Raw genomic sequence first — 19,293 nt, forward strand, 5'->3', positions numbered from 1 at the left:
CGGTCTTCGAAAATAGTCCGGCGTGTTTTTTGAGAAATGACCGGTATTTCGCTCACGCGGCATCCCAGGGCGGCGCCGAAAAATGTTCGACGAGAGCGTCGACGACAACCCGCACCTTTGGCGTGAGCGTGCGCGTCACCGGCCAGACGGCATGCACGACGATGTTCTCGACCAGGCAGTCCGACAGCACCATTTCGAGATCGCCGCTTTTGAGGCTGTCGGCGGCCAGCCATGTCGGCAGGAAGGTGATGCCGCAGCCGGCAAGCGCGGCATCCAGCATCGGCTCGCCATGGCCGAGGACGAGCCGCGCCCTGGGCACGAAGGTTGCCAGATGGCCGTCGGCGTGCCTGATGACCCAGGGACGGACGACACCCTCGCGGCCATAGCCGATGACGCTGTGATCGGCGAGATCCTCGACCGATTGCGGCCGGCCATGCCTGTCGAGATAGGCAGGAGCAGCACAAATGGCCGAGCGCTGGGCGTAGAGGCGCCTGGCCGCAAGCGACAGGCTGTCGTCGAGTTCGCCCATGCGGATCGCCAGGTCGATGCCCTCCTCGATCAGGTCGACGCGGCGGTCGTTGAAGGAGATTTCTACCGTCAGGTCCGGAAACTTCCTCGAGATCTCGAACAGCACGGGGGCGACGCAGCGGCGGCCGAAGGCCAGCGGCACGTCGATCCGAAGCCGGCCGGACGGGACCTGCCGGCGCGAGGCGAGCAACGACTGTGCGGCTTCGATCTCGGCCAGGGCCCGGACGCAGGCTTCATAGTAGCTGACGCCTTCGCTGGTCGGGCTGAGGCTGCGGGTGGTGCGGTTCAGCAAGCGAACGCCGAGTCTCTGTTCCAGCTGCGCGATCGATTTGCCGATCGCCGACTTCGTCACATGCAGCCGCTCGCCTGCGCCCGTGAAGCTGCCAGCCTCGACCGATTGAACGAATGCAACGATGCCTTGCAGGCCGGCCGTTTCCATGGCGATTTCCTATTGTCGACTTGTAGTCCGCAATCAGTCGCCGAATATGCCGCACAGAAGCACTATTTTCCATAGTCGGAAGGCATAAATGTCTCGCGTGGCATCACTCAAGGAGCGCGAGACGACATGAGCACCCAAACCAACAGATCCTGGCAGATGAGCGGCTTCGGCCTGTCGAAGCTAAGCCAGGTGGAAGGCAAGGTTCCCCAGCCAGGGCCGCACGATTTGCTGGTGCGGACCAAGGCCGTATCGCTCAACTACAAGGACAAGATGATCGTCGACGGCGTGCTGATCCCGGATCTCGCCTTTCCCTTCGTGCCGACATCCGACGCGGTGGGTGAAGTGGTCGCCATCGGCAGCGCGGTCAGGCGCTTTCGGGTCGGGCAACGCGTGCTCGGCCAGGTGATCGCCGACTGGCCGGATGGCGACGCGCCGCCGGTGCTGCACAAGCACACGTTGGGATCGTCGCTGTCGGGCATGCTTTCCGATCATGTCGTCTTCGGCGAGGACGCCGCAGTGCTGGCGCCGCCGTCGCTCAGCGATATCGAGGCCGCGACGCTGCCGATCGCGGCGCTGACGGCTTGGTTCGCCATGGCCGAGGCGACCAGACCCGTGGCGGGCCAGACCATTCTGATCCAGGGCACCGGTGGCGTGTCGCTGTTTGCGCTGCAGTTCGCCTCGGCGTTTGGCCTGCGCGCCATCGTCACCTCAAGCAGCGATGAGAAGCTTGAGCGGGCAAGAAAACTCGGCGCCTGGCAAGGGATCAACTACCGCACGCAACCGGCATGGGACGAGGCCGCGCGTGAGCTGACGAATGGGCTGGGCGTGAACCACGTGCTGGAAATGGTCGGCGGCGACAATGCGCGGCGATCGCTGAACGCGCTGGCCGCCGATGGCCGGCTGTCGATCATCGGCCTGCTGGGCGCGATGGAGCTCAGCTTCCCGATCATGCCCTTCATGCGCAACCGCATCACCGTGCAGGGCCTGTCGGTCGGCCATCGCCGCGCCTTCGAGCGTATGAATCAGGCGATCGAGGCGCTGGCGATCAAACCGGTCATTGACAAGGTCTTTGGCTTCGACGAGGTGCCGCAGGCCTTGCAGCATCTGGAGAAAGGGCCGTTCGGCAAGATCGTGATCACCACAACCTGACCTTTGCGATGTGTCAGGGCAACGGCTTCAACAGACCGACAATCGCCTCGCCGTCGGTGACATAGGGATCGCCGCCGCCATTGCGCCCGGTGGCTGTCGCGCCAATGCCTGCAAGGTAGCTGGTCGAGCTCAACGTGCCGGCGGTCGCCAGATCGCGCATCAGAAAATCGCGCTCGGCGTCGATGTCGGGGCCGATATGGTGGGTGACGGCGCCGGTGTCGTGGCTGAGGCCGACGCCGCGGTCGAAGCTGGCCGAGCCCAGCCACAGCGGCCGGCCATCATCGCCGGCAGCATTGGTCTGCCAGAAGCGGACATGATGCCGGCGGTCGGCGCTGGGGCCCTCCGGCTTTTCGAAGGCGAGATCCTGGGCGCGGCCGTCGAACAGCAGCCGGCTGACCGGCGCATCGGGGTAGGGGTGGTCGAACAACACGCTTTCGCCGATTTCGATCGCGGTCTTCAAGGTCACCGCGTCGGCGGTGTCCCAGCCGGCAACGGCGAAGGCATGGACCACCTCCTTCTGCGTGCCGACCAGGCCGACATTGATAGGGTCACCGGGAATGCCTTGCGGCGTATGCGTCACCATCTCGAAGCGCTGCGTGCGAAAACCGCGATCGTGAAACGTCCAGAATTCCGGTGCGGCGAAATAGGCCAGCGCCAGATAGGCCGCGCAGAGCGCCACCAGCCAGGTCAATGCGCGTCGTCGCAGGCTTCGTTGGCTCATGAATGCGGCTCGATCCGTGCGGTATCTGTTGCCTGACGGACCCTGGAAATCAATGGTCAGCAGCGCGCAGCCGTTCTATCGTCTGCCATCGTTTTTGCGTGGGGTGAGCAGGAATGGAGTGGAAGCCGGTGGGTCGCAGCTCGATGGCATTGACCGCTGACCTTGTCGCAAGGGTCGAGCGTATCGAACCGGATCCGGGTCCCGAGCCCGGAACAACCGAGCATACAGACGCGGAGTTCGATAGTCTTGTCGAGCAACTCCTGTCGGAACATCGGCCTGAAGCGCTGTGGGTTTTTGCCTATGGGTCGTTGATCTGGAACCCCGAATTCGCCCATGTCGAGCAGCGCCCGGCCACGGCGCCGGGATGGCACCGCTCGTTCTGCCTGAAGCTGACCCGCTGGCGCGGAACCCGCGATTTGCCGGCCTTGATGCTGGCCCTCGATCGAGGCGGCAGCTGCAACGGCATCGTCTATCGGCTGCCTGCGGAAGACCATTTCGGGCAACTTGGCCAGTTGATGCGCCGCGAGATCGATGCCAACCCGCCAACCAACGTGCCATGCTGGATCAAGGTCAAGACCAAGGACGGGCCGCTGCGTGCCTTGGCCTTCGTCGCCGCGCCAGACGGCAGGGCCTATGCCGGCCGGTTGCCATTGGAGCAGGTTGCCGACACGCTGGCGCGGGCTGCCGGTCATTGGGGCTCGTCGGCGCAGTACCTATTCCGAACCGTCAGCAAACTGGAGGAGAGCGGGATTCGCGACCAGAATCTCTGGCGCATCCAGGATCTGGTGGCACGACAAATCATCGCTTCCACAGGTGGCGCCCAGCGCACCTGATCTTTCCTAGCGGCAGGCGCGATAACCGTTCTTGCGGTTCTTGATGTCGAAATGGAAATGGTTGCGGTGGTCGTAATTGTAGCCGGGGCCGAGCACGGTGGTGAAATACTGGCAGCCATCGGCGCGCACATTGTTGAGGAAGCCGCGGGTGCGGAAGGCGAACAGGCCGGGCTTGCGCACATCGATATCGTCGCCATTGTTGAGCTCGATGCTCATGACGTCGAGCGCATTGCCCTTACCGTGCTCGGACAAGACACCTTCGCCGGCGATGTTGCGGCAGGAATAGCTGGAGCCCTGGTGGATGGTCTTCACGCCGGAGAAATAGCGCCAGCGGGCCGAGGGAACGAGTTCGTTCCTGGTCCAGCCGGCAAAGGTGGCGGCCATGTCGCAGGTCAGCGTCGCGGCGGGCTTCATCTGGATGTTGCCGATGGCCGAGACCTTGACCGGATAATCGATGCCGCACTGGCCTTCATGGATCGGCACCAGGTCGGTGAAGGCAACATCGAGGCGCTTCAATTGCTGGCGACAATCGGTTTCGCTGGCCGGCATTTGCTCGACCGGGGACATCGGCTCGTCCATGCGCGGATAAGCGGCCTGGGTCATGTAGGGATTGGAGGGAACGAGCTTCTGCATGCCTGTGTATTGCGGCACGGCTGAAGTCTGGGAGCCGACGTCGACGGCCGGTTCAAGCGACAGCACGCTGCCGGTGTTGCAGGCGGAAACCGCCACGAGGGCAAGGCCGGCGGCAAGCCCACCGATTGCCATGCGCATGCGTCTCGATTGCCGTACGGCGGCAAATATCCCGGCCATTCGCGGAATCCCTGTCCCTAGATCTCGGGCATTTTAACGATCAAGGGTAAAGGAAAACTCAGTGCCCGCGTTCATGCCTGCGGCCGAATTGCGGCACGCGGCCCCGGCCAACCATCTTCACTGGCAGAACGTCCCGCCGTGCCGGCGCGGTTCGAGATCAAGATGGAAATGCAAGGAATGATCGGCGTCGGCGCCTGGGCCGAGCACGGTCTTGAAGGGTCCGCAGGCGGCCTTGCGCACGGCGTTGAGGAATTTGCCGTCCTTCTCGGGCGGCGCAGGGCCGACCTCGATCTTTTTGCCATCCGATAGCGTGAAGCTGGCGATGTCGAGCGCGTTGCCGAAGGCGTGCTCCGACAGTTTCCGGGTGCCATGACGTGGCCGGCAAACAAAGGCCGATGCCTGGCTGATCGATTTCAGGTCTGCGCCGAATTCGACTTTCGCCGCCGGCTGGATCACATCGGCGGCAAAACGGGCCGCCGCCTCGGCCAGCGGGCAGTTGAGTTCGGTGCCGGGGGCAATCGCGATCGACTTGCCGAGTGTCTTCAACACCAGGGGATAGGGGATCGAGCAGCCGATTTCTGGATCGCTTTCCGCCTTGTGCTCCTCGAATTCGACGCCGAGCGCCTTCAGCCGTTCGCGGCAAGCGACTTCCCCGGCGGGCATCTTGCTATCGGGGAGATCGGCCGAGCGCGGATCGGGCAGCATCTTCTCGTCGCCTGCTTCGGCCGGCTTTTGCTGCGGCGCAACGGCCGGCGGCTCATCCTCGGGTTCTGCGATGTCCGGCTTTTGTGTCGGAATCGGCGCGACCGCTGGTGGTTTCGGCTCGCTTTCCGTATCGGTTGAGGGTTCGTGTGCCGACGGCTCGGGAAGTGCCTGCTTCTTCTGGTGGGATTCTTCTTCACCGATACGGGCGGGCGCTCGGGCGGTGTTCGGAGCTTCCGTTTTCTGCTCCTCGGTCTTTGCAGCGTCGGCCTTTGGAGCGTCGGCCGGTCGTGGCTCGGGCAACGGAATACCAGGCTCTGGTGCCGGGACACCGGATCCGGGTATCGGGATACCAGCTGGCGAGGACGGCAAATCCTGCGGTTTCTGCCGTGCCTGGTTCGGCGTGACGTGCCGTTTGCCCCGCGGTTTCAGGCGCTGCCCGCCCCGCGGTTTGAGGGGCTGGTCGGCTCGCGGTGTCAGAGGCTGCTCCATCCGCGGCGTTAGCGGCTTGTGATGCCGATGGCGATGTCTGGCCTCGGCCGGCATCACCAGCAAAGCCGTGACGGCCATGAGCAATGCGACCCTGCATGTTCGGGAAAAGACAATCGACCCCATGGCCCTCAACGGCGCCGAGGCAAGGAGGTTGCCTTGGCCGCATCACGAACGGTAACCACGTCGTTACGCGCCGATCGCTTCCAGCCCTTCCTCCAGCCAGTCGGCGAGCAGCGGCATGCCAAGCAGGTATTTTGCGGTGCGCTTGTTGGCGCGTTCGCGCGCCGCGGCAAGCGCGTCCGCCCATTCGGCGGCGTCGTAGTCGCCGCGGCCGACCCAGGCCAGCGCGATCAGTTCGGCTGCTTCATCGACATTGAGGTCGTTAATCAACTCGCGCAGCTCTTCTTCGGTAAGGTTCTCGGAGCTTTCCTCGGCAAGGCCATCATGGTGATGGTTGACATGGGACTCGCCGTCGAGCTCGACCTCGTGCTCCGAGCCATCGGCATAGTCTTCGTTGACGGCGGCACTCAGCGCTTTGGCCTTGAGGATGAACAGACGCACGGTGTCGGGACCGATCGAAAGCTCCCAGTCCTTTTCAAGCCGCTGCTGCACGAGCAGTCTCCCAAGTGCCGAAATCCTGGCAAGTGCCGAAATCCTGGCAAGTGCCGAAATCCTGGCCGATGATAACGGATTTGCAGCATCCGTCACCTGATGTTCTCCCGCACGCATTTTTCCGGGATGAAACGGCGGGCGCTTGGCGTTAGTGTTGCATTCTCACCCCTCAAGGAGGCTTCGATGCATAAAAGAATGCTGATCCAGGCGGCGACTGCCCTTGTCGCGCTGCAGTTCCTTGCCGTTCCTGTGTTTGCCGCGGGCAGTGGCGGTGGCAGCGATCAGACCGTCACCCAGTGCAAGAAGGGCGAAGTCTGGGACAAGAAGAAGAAAAAGTGCGTCGCGCCCCAGGAAGGCATGCTCGACGACGACAGCATCTATGATGCGGGCCACGCGCTGGCGATGGCCGGGCGCTACGACGAGGCGATTGCCGTGCTCAGCCTCGCCGCCAACAAGCAGGATCCGCGTATCCTCAACTATCTCGGCTATTCGCATCGCCATTCCGGCCGCGTCACCGTCGGCCTCGGCTATTACGAGGAAGCGCTGCGCATCGATCCCAACTATACGCTGGTGCGCGAATATCTCGGCGAAGCGCATCTGCAGATCGGCGATCTGGCCGGCGCCCAGCAGCAGTTGATGGAGATCGAGAAGCGGACCGGCAAGGGTTCGCGCGAATACGGTATGCTGTCCGAGCAGATCGACCATTTCATGAGGAGCTGAAAAGACACCAGGGGTTCTTAGGAGCGGCCGCGAGCGATCGCGGCCGCTTTTTTGTTACCCCTCGGACTTATTAGCCGCTCTCGACTGATGAAAGCGGGGATGATTTTTGCAAAACCGATTTTTGGACGTGAAAAACCCGCGAAGATTGCTATATTCAGGGAAATTGCGGTGAAACGGTTCCGTTAGCCCGAGGCTGCCGGACCGTTTTCTTTTTGTACCCATCGACAAGGCTTTCCCCGAAACGCGGGGGTGGCAGCAGGAAAGGTCAGGCATCATGAACAAGGTCCCGATGACAGGCGAGGGGTTCGCGTCATTGAAGGAAGAACTGCGTTGGCGCCAGCAGGAAGAGCGGCCGCGCATCATCGAGGCGATCTCCGAAGCGCGCTCGCATGGCGACCTGTCCGAAAATGCCGAGTATCATGCCGCCAAAGAGTCGCAGAGCCTCAATGAGGGCCGCGTCAACGAGCTTGAAGATTATATCGCGCGCGCCGAGGTGATCGACGTGAGCAAGCTCAGCGGCGACAAGATCAAGTTCGGCGCCACCGTGGTGCTGGTCGACGAGGACACCGAGGAGAAGAAGACCTACCGGATCGTCGGCGACCAGGAAGCGGACGTGAAGTCCGGCCGCATCTCGATCTCCTCGCCGATCGCGCGTGCGCTCATCGGCAAGGAAGTCGGCGACGCCATCGAAGTCAACGCGCCGGGCGGTGCCAGGGGGTATGAGATCGTCCAGGTGCAATTTATTTAGGTCGAAAGCCCGGCTATTAAGCCTTTAGCGGGCTATTTGTTTCAATCACAAACGCCGCGCCGCCCCTCATCTGGCTGCCGCCATCTTCTCCCCGTGAACGGGGAGAAGGACGCCTTTATTGATGATTCCGGCAATTCTCAGCGTTGCAAAGAAGGTGCCGGCGTTGCCGCCAGCTTCTTTCCCGTTCACGGGGAGAAATGCCCAGCAGGGCAATGAGGGGCAGCGCCAGCCTCCCGATTGAATTCAATTCTTACCAGCATTGGGCCTGCCAAGGACCTGAAGTCCCGCCAGCCTCTCTGCTTCCGCCACCGCCTCCGCCGGCGCAACGCGCTCCCCAGGCGCGGCCAAAAGCGTCGATGCATAGGGCCCGCGCGGGCCGGTCAAACCCGGCTCGGTCGCCAGGAACACCGCAACCGTCGGCAGGCCGAAAGCGCTGGCAAGGTGGGTCAGCCCGGTGTCGGCGCCGATGACCAGCGTCGAGCGGCCGATGAATGCGGCGATCTCGGCCAGCGGCGATTTCGGCACCACGACCGTTGACGGAACGGCCCCCGCAATCGCTTCGGCCACGGTTTTCTCACGCTCGTTCGACCATGTGGTGAACGGCGTCATTCCCCGCTCAACCAGCAGGCGGGCGGCTTCGATCCAGTCCTGGACGGGCCATTTCTTGTCTTCGCGGCTGGTGCCGTGCAGCAGGAAGGCGGTTTTACCGGGGATGTTGGCCAGATTGCCGGCCGGCGGCACGATGCCGGAGTCCAGCGTCGAAAGATCGGGCTGATAGCCGAGCGCCAGGCCGAACAGCCGCCGCGTCCGCTCGATGGCGTGCAGGTTGCGCGGCACGGCATAGATGACATCGTAGAACAGCGTCGCTGAGGGTTCGCGCGCGCTGGAGCGGTCGAAGCCGGCAATGGGTGCGCCCGCCTGTCTTGCCACCAGAGCCGATTTCAGCAGGCCTTGCGCGTCGATAACCAGGTCGTAGCGGCAATCGCGCAAGGTGCGACGCAAGGCGGCCGCCTCGCGCCAGGTACCGCCATCGAGCAGCGCCTTGCGCCAGCGCCGGATCGCCACCGTGTGGATCCTGTCGATTGCCGGGTGAAGCGCCACGATGCCGGCGAATGCTTCTTCGACGCACCAGTCGAAGGTTATGTCCGGCCGCTGGCGGCGGACATCCTCGACGGCCGGAAAGGTGTGGATGACATCGCCCATCGAGGATGTCTTGACGATCAGCACCTTCATGCCGCGGCCGGGATTTCCAGCAGGCGGTCCGCTGCCGCCGCGACCTGGCCGACTTCAAGCGTCTTCAGGCAGTTGAGGTGGCCGAGCGGGCAGACCTTCTGGTGGCATGGCGAGCACGACAGGCCAAGCCAGACCAGTTCCCGGTGCTCGGCCAGCGGCGGCGTGTTCTCGGGCGAGGTCGAGCCATAGACGGCTACGATCGGCGTGCCGACGGCGGCCGCGACATGCATCAGCCCGCTGTCGTTGGACACCGCCAGCCTGGCGGCTGATAGCAGGTCGATGGCGTCCTCCAGCCGCGTCTGCCCGGCGAGGTCGACGAGGCCAGGGGCAAGGGCGGCGATTTCCGCCGTCACGTCGCGGTCGTTCTTCGAACCGAACAGTGCGACTTTCAAACCTTTGCCCATGAAATCGCGGGCAAGACCCGCATAGCTTTCGCTCGGCCAGCGCTTGGCGGGGCCGAATTCGGCGCCGGGCATCAGTGCCACGAATTTCTGCGGCGCCAGCCCGAAGCGGTCGAGCAGCGTGACCTGGTTTTTCGTGTCCACGCTCAGCCGGGGCGCCCGGAAGCTGCCGCCCTGGGCGAGGCCGAAATAGGCCTGCGCGGTGCGTCGTTTGACGCTGTCGGGCAGCGGTACGATGTCGGTCAACAGGCCGTAGCGCATTTCCCTGAGATTGCCGACACGGCGCGGAATGCGGGCAAAGAACGGGATCAGCGCCGATTTCCAGCTGCCCGGCAGGATATAGGCCATGTCGTAGCGGCCGCGCAGCAGGCGGCCGAAGCGGCGGCGATGGGTGAATTCGAGCGCGCCGGGTTTGAGCGGAAAGTCGATCTGCTGGCGGATTTCGGGCATGCGCTTGACCAGCGGCGCGGCCCAGGCCGGCGCCAGCACATCGATGGCTGCGTTGGGATGCAGCTCCTTCAGCGCCGAAAACAGGCACTGCGCCATCACCATGTCGCCCACCCAGCGTGGGCCGATCACGAGGATCGTTGGGCTTTCAGCCATTCGACATAGTCTCTGACACCGGTTTCCACTGTCCGGAATTGGCCATTGTAACCGGCCGCGCGCAAACGGGACATATCAGCTTGCGTAAAGCTCTGGTAGCTGCCCTTGAGATGGTCGGGGAAGGTGATGAACTCGATTTCGCCCTTGCCCAGCGTGTCGATCACCGTTTCGGCGATGGCGCGGAAGGGCTGGGCGCGGCCGGTGCCGCAATTGAAGATGCCGCTTGAGCCCCGTTTCCACAGCCACAGATTGACGTCGGCGACGTCGCCGACATGGATGAAATCGCGGCTCTGTTCGCCCGGTCCGAAGCCATCGTAAGCGCCGAACAGTTTGGGATTTTCGCCGCGCCCGACCTGGTTGAACAGATGGAAGGCGACCGAGGCCATAGCGCCCTTATGCGCCTCGCGCGGGCCATAGACGTTGAAATAGCGCAGGCCCGCGACCTGCGAATGATCGGTGTCGAAGACGGTGCGCCTGACATAGTCGTCGAACAGTTTCTTCGAATAGGCGTAGACGTTGAGCGGCCGCTCGAGCGCCGGCTCTTCGCGAAACTCGGAACCGCCGCCATAGACGGAAGCCGAGGAGGCGTAGAGGAAGGGCACGCGCAGCGCCTGGCAGGCATGCAGCAGCCGCTTCGAGTAAGCAAAATTCACCTCCATCATGAACTTGCCGTTCCACTCGGTGGTGGTCGAGCAGGCGCCCTGGTGGAAGACGGCCTCGATGCGGCCGAGCGAGCCGGCCTCCATGCGGGGCAGGAAATCGTCCTTGTCGAGATAGTCGGCGATCTGCAAGTCGGCGAGATTGGCGATCTTGTGGCCATCGGTGAGGTCGTCGACGACGAAGATGTCGTCATGCCCTTCGGCATTCAGTGCGGCGACGATGTTGGAGCCGATCATGCCGGCGCCGCCCGTGACGATGATCATGTGGTTGGCCCTGATACGCGTTTCACTTGCCGATTCCGGCCCTTATAAGGGAGGCAGGGTGGGCTGTCGATAAAGCAGGCAACGGAGCGGATGTCACAGTGGCGCCGCAAAGCTTCCGCTTCAGTCGGTTTGTGCCGCTCGGCATGATCGTGAGGGACAAAGAAATGCCGTCGACCGAACTGCTGCTGGCGTTTTTCGCCACCACGGCGATCTTCGCCTACATTCCCGGCCCGGCGATGCTCTACGCCGCCGCGCAGACGATGGCGCGCGGCCGTTGGTCCGGCCTGACGGCGGCGCTGGGCATTCATCTGGGCGGCTATGTGCATGTCTTCGCCGCCGCCGCCGGCCTGTCGGTGCTATTTCACGCCGTGCCGACGCTGTACATGGCGGTCAAGCTGATTGGCGCGCTCTATCTGATCTGGCTCGGCGTCTCGCTGTTTCGCAAGCGCGCGGAGGGTGACACGGCGCTGCCCGCGATCGAGCGGAAATCGGCACGACGTGCCTTTTTCGAGAGCATCACCGTCGAGGTGCTCAATCCGAAAACGGCGATCTTCTTCATGGCATTCCTGCCGCAGTTCATCGATGCCGCGGCGGCATTTCCGGTCTGGCTGCAGTTCGTCGTGCTGGGCACAACAGTCAATCTGATGTTCTCTTCGGCCGATGTCGTCTGCGTGTTCCTGGCGGGCGCCGTGATCGGCCGTTTGCGGCGTTCGAGCCGTGCACAGCAACTGATGCAGCGGGCCGGCGGCGCGATGCTGGTTGGGCTTGGTGTCCATGTCGCCTTGCAGAAGAGCTGACCGCCCGGGCCTCGCGGTCATGCCCTGCCGTTGCACTGCATGGATTTGCGGTATATCGGCTTTTGCCATGAACGATCTGGGCCATGAACGATCCGGCCTGTCTGATGATGATGACCAGCAAGATTGAAATCGGCCTTTTCCATGCGTTGCCAGTGACATGATCAAGCACAATCCGCCTTCTCCCGAACCCCTGCACCGCGCCATTGCGCGGTTCGGCCAGGCCACCGTGCTGGTGGTCGGCGACTTCATCCTCGACCGTTTCGTCAATGGCGTCATCGAGCGGATCTCGCCGGAAGCGCCGATCCCGGTGCTGCACGGGCGCGGCGAGACCTCGACCATGGGCGGCGCCGGCAATGTCGTGGCCAACATCGTTTCGCTCGGCGCTGCCGCTGTTCCTGTCTCGGTCATCGGCACCGATGTAGCGGGCGACAGCCTGGTGCGGATGCTCGGCGAGCTTGGCGTCGACACGGCTGGCCTGGCGCAGGAGCGCGGCCGCATGACCTCGTCGAAGAGCCGCTTCAGCGCGCTCAACCAGCAGGTGCTTCGCTTCGACGAGGAGGAAATCAAGCCGCTGGGTGCTGCGGAGCGCGCCGGCCTGATCCGGCATTTCCGCGATGCACTGCCGCGCGCCGACATCGTCATCCTGTCCGACTACGGCAAGGGCATCCTGCTCGACGGCGTCGCCGCTGATCTGATCGCCATCTGCCGCGAGGCGGGAAAACCGGTGCTGGTCGACCCGAAGGGCCGCGACTATGCGCGCTATGCCAGGGCGACCGCCATCACCCCCAACCGCAAGGAACTTGGCGAGGCGGTCGGCCATGCGGTCTTCGCCGATGACGAGATTGTGGCTGCGGCACGCCAGCTGATTTCGGCGCACAGTTTCGACTTCGTCGTTGCGACGCGCAGCGAAAAGGGCATGAGCGTGGTCGGCCCGACCGAGGCACGCCACATCGCCACCCAGGCGCGCGAAGTGTTCGACGTCTCGGGCGCCGGCGACACGGTGATCGCGAGCTTTGCGCTGGCATTGGCCGTAGGCGCCGATACCGTCATGGCGGCCTCGATCGCCAATGCGGCTGGCGGCGTCGTGGTGGGCAAGCGCGGCACCGCGCGGCTGACGGTCGAGGAACTCACCGGCGCGCTGTTCCGCTCGCATGGACCGACCGCCCACAAGGACGCCATCCTCGATGCCGCATCGGCCGCGCGCATGGTCGCGGCGTGGAAGGAAGAAGGCTTGAGCGTCGGCTTCACCAATGGCTGCTTCGACATCCTGCATGCCGGCCATGTCAGCCTCTTGCACGCGGCGCGCAGCCAGTGCGACCGGCTGGTGCTCGGCCTCAACAGCGATGCCTCGGTGCGGCGTCTGAAGGGGGCAGGGCGGCCGGTCAACGACCAGCACGACCGCGCCTGCGTGCTGGCGGCGCTCGCCTCGGTCGATGCGGTCGTGGTGTTCGAGGAAGATACGCCGCTGGCGCTGATCGAAGCGCTGCTGCCCGACATACTGGTCAAGGGCGCCGATTACACCGTCGACACCGTGGTCGGCGCCGATGTGGTGCAGAAAGCCGGCGGCCGCGTCGTGCTGGTCGATCTCGTCGCCGGCAAGAGCACCACCAACACAATCGGCAAATTGCGCGCTGGCGGCACGACAAACTGAGGGTTTCATGTCCGACTTGAACGATTATCTGGTCCGCTCGGCGGCTGCCATATCAGCCACGGTCGAGCGCGACCTGACCAGCGAGATGGAGCGGGCGGCGAGCGCCGTCGTATCGGCGCTTTCGTCGGGGAAAGCCTTGCTGATCTGCGGCAATGGCGGCTCGGCCAGCGACGCCATCCACATTGCCGGCGAACTGGTCGGCCGTTTCCTGAAGGAGCGCAAGGCCTACAACGTCATCGCGCTGCCGGCCAATGCCGCCGTGCTGACGGCCTGGGGCAACGACTATGGCTTCGACACGGTGTTTTCGCGCCAGGTCGAGGCGCATGGCGCGGCCGGCGGTGTGCTTCTGGCAATCTCGACCAGCGGCAATTCGCCGAGCATCCTCGCTGCCGCCGAACAGGCGCGGATGATGGACATGACGGTGATCAGCCTGACCGGCGACACCGGCGGCAAGCTGAAGCCTTTGTCCGACATTCTGCTCAACGTGCCGTCGACCTCGACGCCGATCATCCAGCAGGGGCATCTGTGCCTCTATCATTATCTGTGCGAGGTGGTCGAAGCGCGTCTCAGCAATGGCTGACTCCACGACGTCCGGCCCCTATCCGCTTGCGGAGCCCGGCCTATGGGTCGAGCGGGTCGGCCGGACGGTGTTTCCCGCCGGTACGCCGGCGCTGTTCCTCGACCGAGACGGCACCATCAACGTCGATACCGGTTATCCCGACGATCCAGCCGAAATGGTGCTGCGCGCGGATATAGCCGCAGCGATCTCTGCCGCCAACCGCGCCGGCATTCCCGTCATCATCGTCACCAACCAGTCGGGCATCGCGCGCGGCTATTACCGTTGGGGCGATTTCGCTGCCGTCAATGGCCGCGTGCTGGAATTGCTAGGTGGCGAGGGCGCATTCGTCGACATGGTGCTGGCCTGCGCCTATCACGAAGCGGGCTCCGGCCCGCTTGCGGTCGCCGATCATCCGATGCGCAAGCCCAATCCGGGCATGCTGCTGGAGGCGGCCAAACGCCTCGGGCTCGATCTGCGGCGTTCGCTGATCGTCGGCGACAAGAAGGCGGACATGGAGGCGGGACAGCGTGCCGGCCTCTCGCAGGGCTGGCTGGTCGACGGGCAAGCGGCAGTTCAATCGGGCTTCACGGTCGGGCCATGGCGCGACCGCGAGGATTTCAACGGCCTGCTCGCCGCAATAGCGGGACTTGGTGCCGTGTCAGGCGAGCGGTGACGGCTCACGCCGGATCGTTGTCTCGCCAGGCTTCATAAAGCTTGGCCTCGGTGGCGAACGAATAGACCATCACCATCATCGAATAGACGAAGCCGTGCCGGCCGCACAGGAAGTAGCGCTTGGCCAGGTAGAATTTCAGGAAGTTGCCGAGCGGCGACAGCACTAGCTTTACCAAGCCTGGCTTCTTGCCCCTCTCGACCAGCGTGGCAACCTTGAGGCTGGAGTAGGTGTTGGCCCTGGCCAAGTCCTCCGCGATGCTCATTTCGCGGCGGTGCAGCAGCACGCCATTTTCAATCGTGCCGGTTTCGCCCGGCACCTCGAACGATTCATGGACCCGCAAGTTGAGGTCCATGGTGGCCTTGTCTCGGCGGAAGAGACGCAGCAGCCTGTTGTGCAGCACCCAGCGGTGCGCATAGCCATAGCCTTTCAGCTTGTCGCGGCGCCTTATGTACCATCCGTCGAAGCCGACATTGCGAGGCTGCGTCACGTCCATGATCGACTGCCTGAGCAGGTCGTCGATGGCCTCATCGGCTTCAATCGAAAGGCACCATGGCTGCGTGGCCTGATCGAGGGCGAATTGCCGCTGGCGGGGAAAACCCGGCCAGTCGTTGTGAAACAGCCTGATCGGGTAGCCCTTGGCGATGAACTCCTGGACGACGTCCAGGGTGCTGTCCGTCGAGCCTGAATCGACGACGATGATCTCGGCGCAGAAGTCGACGCTTTCCAGGCACTGGCCGATCATGTCGGCTTCGTTCATGCAGATGACCAGCGCCGAAACCGGGCTAGCAAATCGAGTCATGGTCCCACCCTACGGCACACTGTTCTCGGAATTGCGCTGCTTTGCGCCATCTGTTTTTACGCAATCCCCAAGCGCTAAGCGCTTTCCCAGGAAAACCGTTACACACTTTTTCTGGAATTGCTTTAGGAAACCAACAGGGCGGGCCACGGCAGAACGATCCGGCTTTCTACACGACAGCCTATCGAATGCCAAAGCGGCCCTGATATGGCGAAGCCCGCAACCCGCATCTGCCACGCCCGATGTGGCGCTGGCGTTCAAACCGACTCAGGGCTGTGCAAACGAGACCAGCCCTTCATCCTTGACCCGGCGGATGGTGAGTGCGGTGCGCACCGTGTCGACATTGGGGGTCGAAGTCAGCTCCTCGATGACGAAGGTCTGGAAGGCGCCGAGGTCGCTTGCCACGCAATGCAGCAGGAAATCGGATTCGCCCGACACCATCCAGGCGTCGCGTACGATCGGCCAGCCGCGGGTGCGTTCGGCAAAGGTGCGCAACTCGGCGTCGGCCTGGTGATGCAGGCCGATCAAGCAGAAGGCGACGACATCGAGGCCGAGCGCCGGTGCATTGAGCAAAGCGCGGTAGCCGCGGATGATGCCGGCTTCCTCCAGCCGCTTGACGCGGCGCAGGCATGGTGGCGCAGAAATACCGACGCGGTTCGACAGTTCGACATTGGTCATGCGGCCGTCGCCCTGCAGTTCGCGCAGGATCTTCCAGTCGATGGCGTCGAGGTCGGCCTTGAGCGGCATGAGGGCTCTCGAGAAGTCAGGGGCAACACGCAAGAATCTTGCGTGATTTTGTAATTAAACGACTTCGCTGTCCATTCCATCCCTCGCCCGGAATATTTCGCAGGATCAGGCGGGCAACAGGGTGCGACAAAGCTTTCCGGGGACGAACGCCAACTTGCCTTGCTGGTGTCGTGGGCAACACTTACATTACGCGCGATACAGACCGAGTTTTCCATGCCGCAATTGCCGGCAGCCCTCCGCAGAGGCTTTAGATGACCACCAAGCACGCGCCCGTTCTCATCATCGGTTCCGGCCCGGCCGGCTATACGGCAGCGGTCTACGCCGCCCGCGCCATGCTGAAGCCGATGCTGGTTGCCGGGCTGCAGCAGGGCGGCCAATTGATGATCACCACCGATGTCGAGAACTATCCCGGCTTCGCCGACCCCATCCAGGGTCCGTGGCTGATGGAGCAGATGCTCAAGCAGGCCGAGCATGTCGGCACCGACATCATCAACGACATCATCACCGAGGTCGACCTCAATGTGCGGCCGTTCCGCGCCAAGGGCGATTCCGGCACCACCTACACCGCCGACGCACTGATCATCGCCACCGGCGCGCAAGCGAAATGGCTGGGCATTCCGACCGAACAGACCTTCATGGGCTTCGGTGTCTCGGCCTGCGCCACATGCGACGGTTTCTTCTATCGCGGCAAGGATGTCGCGGTCATCGGCGGCGGCAATTCAGCGGTGGAAGAGGCGCTCTACCTGTCGAACCTCGCCAGGAGCGTTACTGTCATTCACAGGCGCAACGATTTCCGCGCCGAACGCATCCTGCGCGAGCGGCTCTTGAAGAAGGACAATGTCCGCGTCATCTGGGACACGATCGTCGACGAGATCACCGGCCGTCCCGGCAAGACGCCGCTGCCGCCTTCGGTCGAGGGCCTGAAGCTGCGCAACGCGGTGACTGGCGAGGAAACGCATCTGAAGATCGACGGCGTGTTCGTGGCCATCGGCCACGCGCCGGCGGTCGAACTGTTCGCCGGCAAGCTGAAGCAGAAGCCGAACGGCTATCTGTGGACGGCGCCGGATTCGACCCGCACCGACGTGCCTGGCGTGTTCGCGGCCGGCGATGTGACCGACGACATCTACCGCCAGGCAGTGACGGCGGCAGGGCTCGGCTGCATGGCCGCACTTGAGGCGGAGAAATATCTGGCCGGCATCGAAGTGCACCGCGAAGCGGCCGAGTAGAGAGTTCAGAGAGCGGCTTAGAAACGCCGTGTAAAAGCCTGATTTTTCATTCAGACGCCAAAACAGAACGAGGGGTATCATGGCGTTGGACTGGGACAAGCTACGCGTGTTTCACGCTGCGGCGGAGGCGGGGTCTTTTACCCATGCGGCCGAGACATTGCATCTGTCGCAATCGGCGATCTCGCGGCAGGTCAGCGCACTCGAGCATGATGTCGGCGTGCCGCTCTTCAACCGCCACGCCCGCGGGCTGGTGCTGACCGAGCAGGGCGAAATGCTGTTCCGCACGGCGCATGACGTGCTGATGAAGCTTGAGACCATCAAGTCACGACTGACCGAGACCAAGGACCGCCCGTCGGGCGTGCTTCGGGTGACGACGACGGTGGGCTTGGGCGCCGGCTGGCTGACCGAGCGGGTGCAGGAATTCATCGAGCTCTATCCCGAAATCAGCCTGCAGCTGATCCTCGCCAACGAGGAACTCGACCTCACCATGCGCCAGGCCGACTGCGCCATCCGGCTGCGCCAGCCGCAGCAACCGGACCTGATCCAGCGCCGCCTGTTCACCGTGCATTTCCACCTCTACGCGGCGCCATCCTATGTCGCCAAGCACGGCAAGCCGGCTTCCGTCGCCGAGCTGAAGAGCCATCGCATCGTCACCTTCGGCGTGCCGGTGCCCTCGCATCTGTCGGAGCTGAACTGGCTTGAAACGGTCGGTGATTTCGACGGTGGACAAAGGGTGCCGACGCTGCAGATCAACGACATCTTGTCGATCAAGCGTGCGGTGCAGGGCGGTGCCGGCATCGCCATGCTTCCCGACTATGTGATCAGCAAGGACTCCGACCTGGTGCAATTGCTGCCGGAGACCGAAGTGCCGTCCTTCGACACCTATTTCGCCTATCCCGACGCGATGAAGAACCAGGCCAAGCTGCACGTGTTCCGCGATTTCATCATTGCCAAGGCCAGGAGCTGGTCCTTCTGATTTTCTCGCTGTTCTGAAGTTAATCCCGCCAGGGCGTCAGGCGAGGCAGCCAGCCGGGCACGTTGCGGCGGTAGGTCTCGTATTCGACGCCGTAGCGGTGGGCCAATGTCGGCTCTTCGTAGAACCGCACGAAGGAGCCCATGGCAATCGCGCCGATGACGACATAGGCGACCAGCGTCCAGCTCGAGAACAGCAGCGCCTGACCCAGGATGATCGACAGCACGGCGACATACATCGGGTTGCGGACATGGCGGTAGATGCCGCCGATCACCAGCCTTTCGGTCGGGGCGACCGGAGCGGGCGTGCCGAGGCCCTCAAGCGCAAAGCGACCGAAGGCATGCAGGAGTGCTGCGATCGCGGCGACGATCAGGAGCCCGCCAACAGGCGCAAAGCCCGGCAGGCTTGACCAAGGCAAGCCCCAGCGGTCTGTCAACAGCCAAGGCACCAGCCCGGCAACCACGCAGGGCGCCGCAATGAAGAAGGCCGCACTGCCGGCGATCGCCGAAAACGCCCGCATTGGCTGCTTCCTCCCCGATTGCCTTAGAAATGAACGCCTGCTGCCCGCTTCCACATCATCACGCAGTTTTCGCAATTTGGGGCAAAAACCGGTGGGGATTCGCGATTCTCTAGTGACAATCGCCCGGTTCAGCGCTCCATTTTGACGATTCTGCTGGTCCTATTGGCTCCTGGAATGGGTTAGACCACAGCCTGCGTCTTTTTGCATGCGTGTGTTGCAAAATAGATGCTTGTTTCTTGGGCATGATGAGCACATATATAGATCATCTCCTGGGCGCGTTCTCCTCCCATTAGCGCCCTAGAGTGTTCCCCTCTGGAGGTTAGCCTTAACAGGCACTTCCAATCAAACTCAGCCGGATCTTCGTTGATCCGGCTTTTTTGTTGCCTGTGCCCTGCTGGGTTGACCAAAAAATCCATCACAATTGCCACGTAACAGTG

Annotated in this window: 21 protein-coding genes; 10 read left to right on the forward strand and 11 right to left on the reverse strand. The window is 63.3% G+C overall.

The genetic code is table 11. The features are described from left to right. Window positions 1-52 precede the first annotated feature (52 nt). On the reverse strand, window positions 53-967 hold the full coding sequence (locus C8D77_RS05085; RefSeq protein WP_109659885.1) for a LysR family transcriptional regulator: 915 nt from the start codon (window positions 965-967) through the stop codon (window positions 53-55). A gap of 126 nt (window positions 968-1,093) precedes the next feature. Between C8D77_RS05085 and C8D77_RS05090 the strand changes: the two genes are divergently transcribed. Further along, window positions 1,094-2,116, forward strand: a complete 1,023-nt coding sequence (locus C8D77_RS05090; protein ID WP_109659887.1) for a zinc-dependent alcohol dehydrogenase family protein — start codon at window positions 1,094-1,096, stop codon at window positions 2,114-2,116. A 13-nt stretch (window positions 2,117-2,129) separates the two neighbouring features. Here the strand turns inward: C8D77_RS05090 and C8D77_RS05095 are convergent, their stop codons facing one another. After that, window positions 2,130-2,837 carry an LssY C-terminal domain-containing protein gene (locus tag C8D77_RS05095; RefSeq protein ID WP_109659889.1) on the reverse strand — a complete coding sequence of 236 codons (708 nt, stop codon included), beginning with the start codon at window positions 2,835-2,837 and terminating at the stop codon, window positions 2,130-2,132. A 113-nt stretch (window positions 2,838-2,950) separates the two neighbouring features. Here C8D77_RS05095 and C8D77_RS05100 point away from each other — a divergent pair, with 113 nt between their 5' ends. Then, the gene (locus C8D77_RS05100; protein ID WP_109659891.1) at window positions 2,951-3,670 is read left to right on the forward strand and encodes a gamma-glutamylcyclotransferase; all 720 of its coding nucleotides are present in this window, start codon (window positions 2,951-2,953) and stop codon (window positions 3,668-3,670) included. A 6-nt stretch (window positions 3,671-3,676) separates the two neighbouring features. On the opposite strand, the gene C8D77_RS05105 is transcribed toward C8D77_RS05100, so the two are convergent. The 3 genes from C8D77_RS05105 to C8D77_RS05115 form a co-directional block, all read right to left on the reverse strand. Further along, window positions 3,677-4,480, reverse strand: a complete 804-nt coding sequence (locus C8D77_RS05105; RefSeq protein WP_109659893.1) for an extensin-like domain-containing protein — start codon at window positions 4,478-4,480, stop codon at window positions 3,677-3,679. A gap of 117 nt (window positions 4,481-4,597) precedes the next feature. Beyond that, entirely contained in the window at window positions 4,598-5,674 is a 1,077-nt protein-coding gene (locus tag C8D77_RS05110; RefSeq protein WP_170136695.1) for an extensin-like domain-containing protein, read from the reverse strand. 186 nt (window positions 5,675-5,860) lie between these two features. Then, window positions 5,861-6,286, reverse strand: a complete 426-nt coding sequence (locus C8D77_RS05115; protein WP_109659897.1) for a DUF3775 domain-containing protein — start codon at window positions 6,284-6,286, stop codon at window positions 5,861-5,863. A 183-nt stretch (window positions 6,287-6,469) separates the two neighbouring features. On the opposite strand from C8D77_RS05115, the gene C8D77_RS05120 reads away from it, so the two are divergent. Together C8D77_RS05120 and greA are read left to right on the forward strand one after the other, a co-directional pair. Further along, a complete protein-coding gene (locus tag C8D77_RS05120; RefSeq protein ID WP_109659899.1) occupies window positions 6,470-7,006 on the forward strand; it encodes a tetratricopeptide repeat protein in 537 nt (178 codons plus the stop codon). A 274-nt stretch (window positions 7,007-7,280) separates the two neighbouring features. Beyond that, entirely contained in the window at window positions 7,281-7,754 is a 474-nt protein-coding gene (gene greA / locus C8D77_RS05125) for a transcription elongation factor GreA (RefSeq protein ID WP_027039333.1), read from the forward strand. Between the two features lie 243 nt (window positions 7,755-7,997). Here the strand turns inward: greA and waaC are convergent, their stop codons facing one another. The 3 genes from waaC to rfaD are packed head-to-tail and all read right to left on the reverse strand — an operon-like array spanning window position 7,998 to window position 10,914. Continuing rightward, on the reverse strand, window positions 7,998-8,987 hold the full coding sequence (gene waaC, locus C8D77_RS05130) for a lipopolysaccharide heptosyltransferase I (protein WP_109659901.1): 990 nt from the start codon (window positions 8,985-8,987) through the stop codon (window positions 7,998-8,000). Next, entirely contained in the window at window positions 8,984-9,991 is a 1,008-nt protein-coding gene (gene waaF / locus C8D77_RS05135) for a lipopolysaccharide heptosyltransferase II (protein ID WP_109659903.1), read from the reverse strand. The genes waaC and waaF overlap by 4 nt, the downstream gene beginning before the upstream one ends. After that, complete coding sequence (gene rfaD / locus C8D77_RS05140) at window positions 9,964-10,914, reverse strand: ADP-glyceromanno-heptose 6-epimerase (protein WP_109659905.1); 951 nt, start codon at window positions 10,912-10,914, stop codon at window positions 9,964-9,966. Before rfaD ends, waaF begins: the two co-directional genes overlap by 28 nt. Window positions 10,915-11,078: 164 nt before the next feature. Here rfaD and C8D77_RS05145 point away from each other — a divergent pair, with 164 nt between their 5' ends. The 4 genes from C8D77_RS05145 to C8D77_RS05160 all read left to right on the forward strand — a co-directional run bounded on the left by C8D77_RS05145 (window position 11,079) and on the right by C8D77_RS05160 (window position 14,594). Continuing rightward, entirely contained in the window at window positions 11,079-11,711 is a 633-nt protein-coding gene (locus C8D77_RS05145) for a LysE family translocator (RefSeq protein WP_109661287.1), read from the forward strand. A 157-nt stretch (window positions 11,712-11,868) separates the two neighbouring features. Beyond that, complete coding sequence (gene rfaE1, locus C8D77_RS05150) at window positions 11,869-13,362, forward strand: D-glycero-beta-D-manno-heptose-7-phosphate kinase (protein WP_109659907.1); 1,494 nt, start codon at window positions 11,869-11,871, stop codon at window positions 13,360-13,362. Between the two features lie 7 nt (window positions 13,363-13,369). Further along, window positions 13,370-13,942, forward strand: coding sequence for a D-sedoheptulose-7-phosphate isomerase (locus C8D77_RS05155; protein ID WP_109659909.1), 573 nt, complete (start codon window positions 13,370-13,372; stop codon window positions 13,940-13,942). Then, the gene (locus C8D77_RS05160; protein WP_109659911.1) at window positions 13,935-14,594 is read left to right on the forward strand and encodes an HAD family hydrolase; all 660 of its coding nucleotides are present in this window, start codon (window positions 13,935-13,937) and stop codon (window positions 14,592-14,594) included. Before C8D77_RS05155 ends, C8D77_RS05160 begins: the two co-directional genes overlap by 8 nt. Before the next feature lie 4 nt (window positions 14,595-14,598). On the opposite strand, the gene C8D77_RS05165 is transcribed toward C8D77_RS05160, so the two are convergent. Continuing rightward, window positions 14,599-15,393: a glycosyltransferase family 2 protein gene (locus tag C8D77_RS05165; protein ID WP_109659913.1), complete on the reverse strand. Its 795-nt coding sequence runs from the start codon at window positions 15,391-15,393 to the stop codon at window positions 14,599-14,601. 264 nt (window positions 15,394-15,657) lie between these two features. Further along, window positions 15,658-16,137 carry an Lrp/AsnC family transcriptional regulator gene (locus tag C8D77_RS05170; protein ID WP_057144879.1) on the reverse strand — a complete coding sequence of 160 codons (480 nt, stop codon included), beginning with the start codon at window positions 16,135-16,137 and terminating at the stop codon, window positions 15,658-15,660. A gap of 251 nt (window positions 16,138-16,388) precedes the next feature. Here C8D77_RS05170 and trxB point away from each other — a divergent pair, with 251 nt between their 5' ends. Together trxB and C8D77_RS05180 are read left to right on the forward strand one after the other, a co-directional pair. Then, window positions 16,389-17,363: a thioredoxin-disulfide reductase gene (gene trxB, locus C8D77_RS05175; RefSeq protein ID WP_109659915.1), complete on the forward strand. Its 975-nt coding sequence runs from the start codon at window positions 16,389-16,391 to the stop codon at window positions 17,361-17,363. Window positions 17,364-17,442: 79 nt separating this feature from the next. Beyond that, the gene (locus tag C8D77_RS05180; protein WP_109659917.1) at window positions 17,443-18,339 is read left to right on the forward strand and encodes a LysR family transcriptional regulator; all 897 of its coding nucleotides are present in this window, start codon (window positions 17,443-17,445) and stop codon (window positions 18,337-18,339) included. Window positions 18,340-18,358: 19 nt separating this feature from the next. Here C8D77_RS05180 and C8D77_RS05185 read toward each other — a convergent pair whose 3' ends face one another. Then, window positions 18,359-18,856, reverse strand: a complete 498-nt coding sequence (locus C8D77_RS05185; protein ID WP_109659919.1) for a methyltransferase family protein — start codon at window positions 18,854-18,856, stop codon at window positions 18,359-18,361. Between the last annotated feature and the right edge of the window lie 437 nt (window positions 18,857-19,293).

Origin of the sequence: Mesorhizobium loti (assembly GCF_003148495.1) — a bacterium.
GTDB lineage: Bacteria > Pseudomonadota > Alphaproteobacteria > Rhizobiales > Rhizobiaceae > Mesorhizobium > Mesorhizobium loti.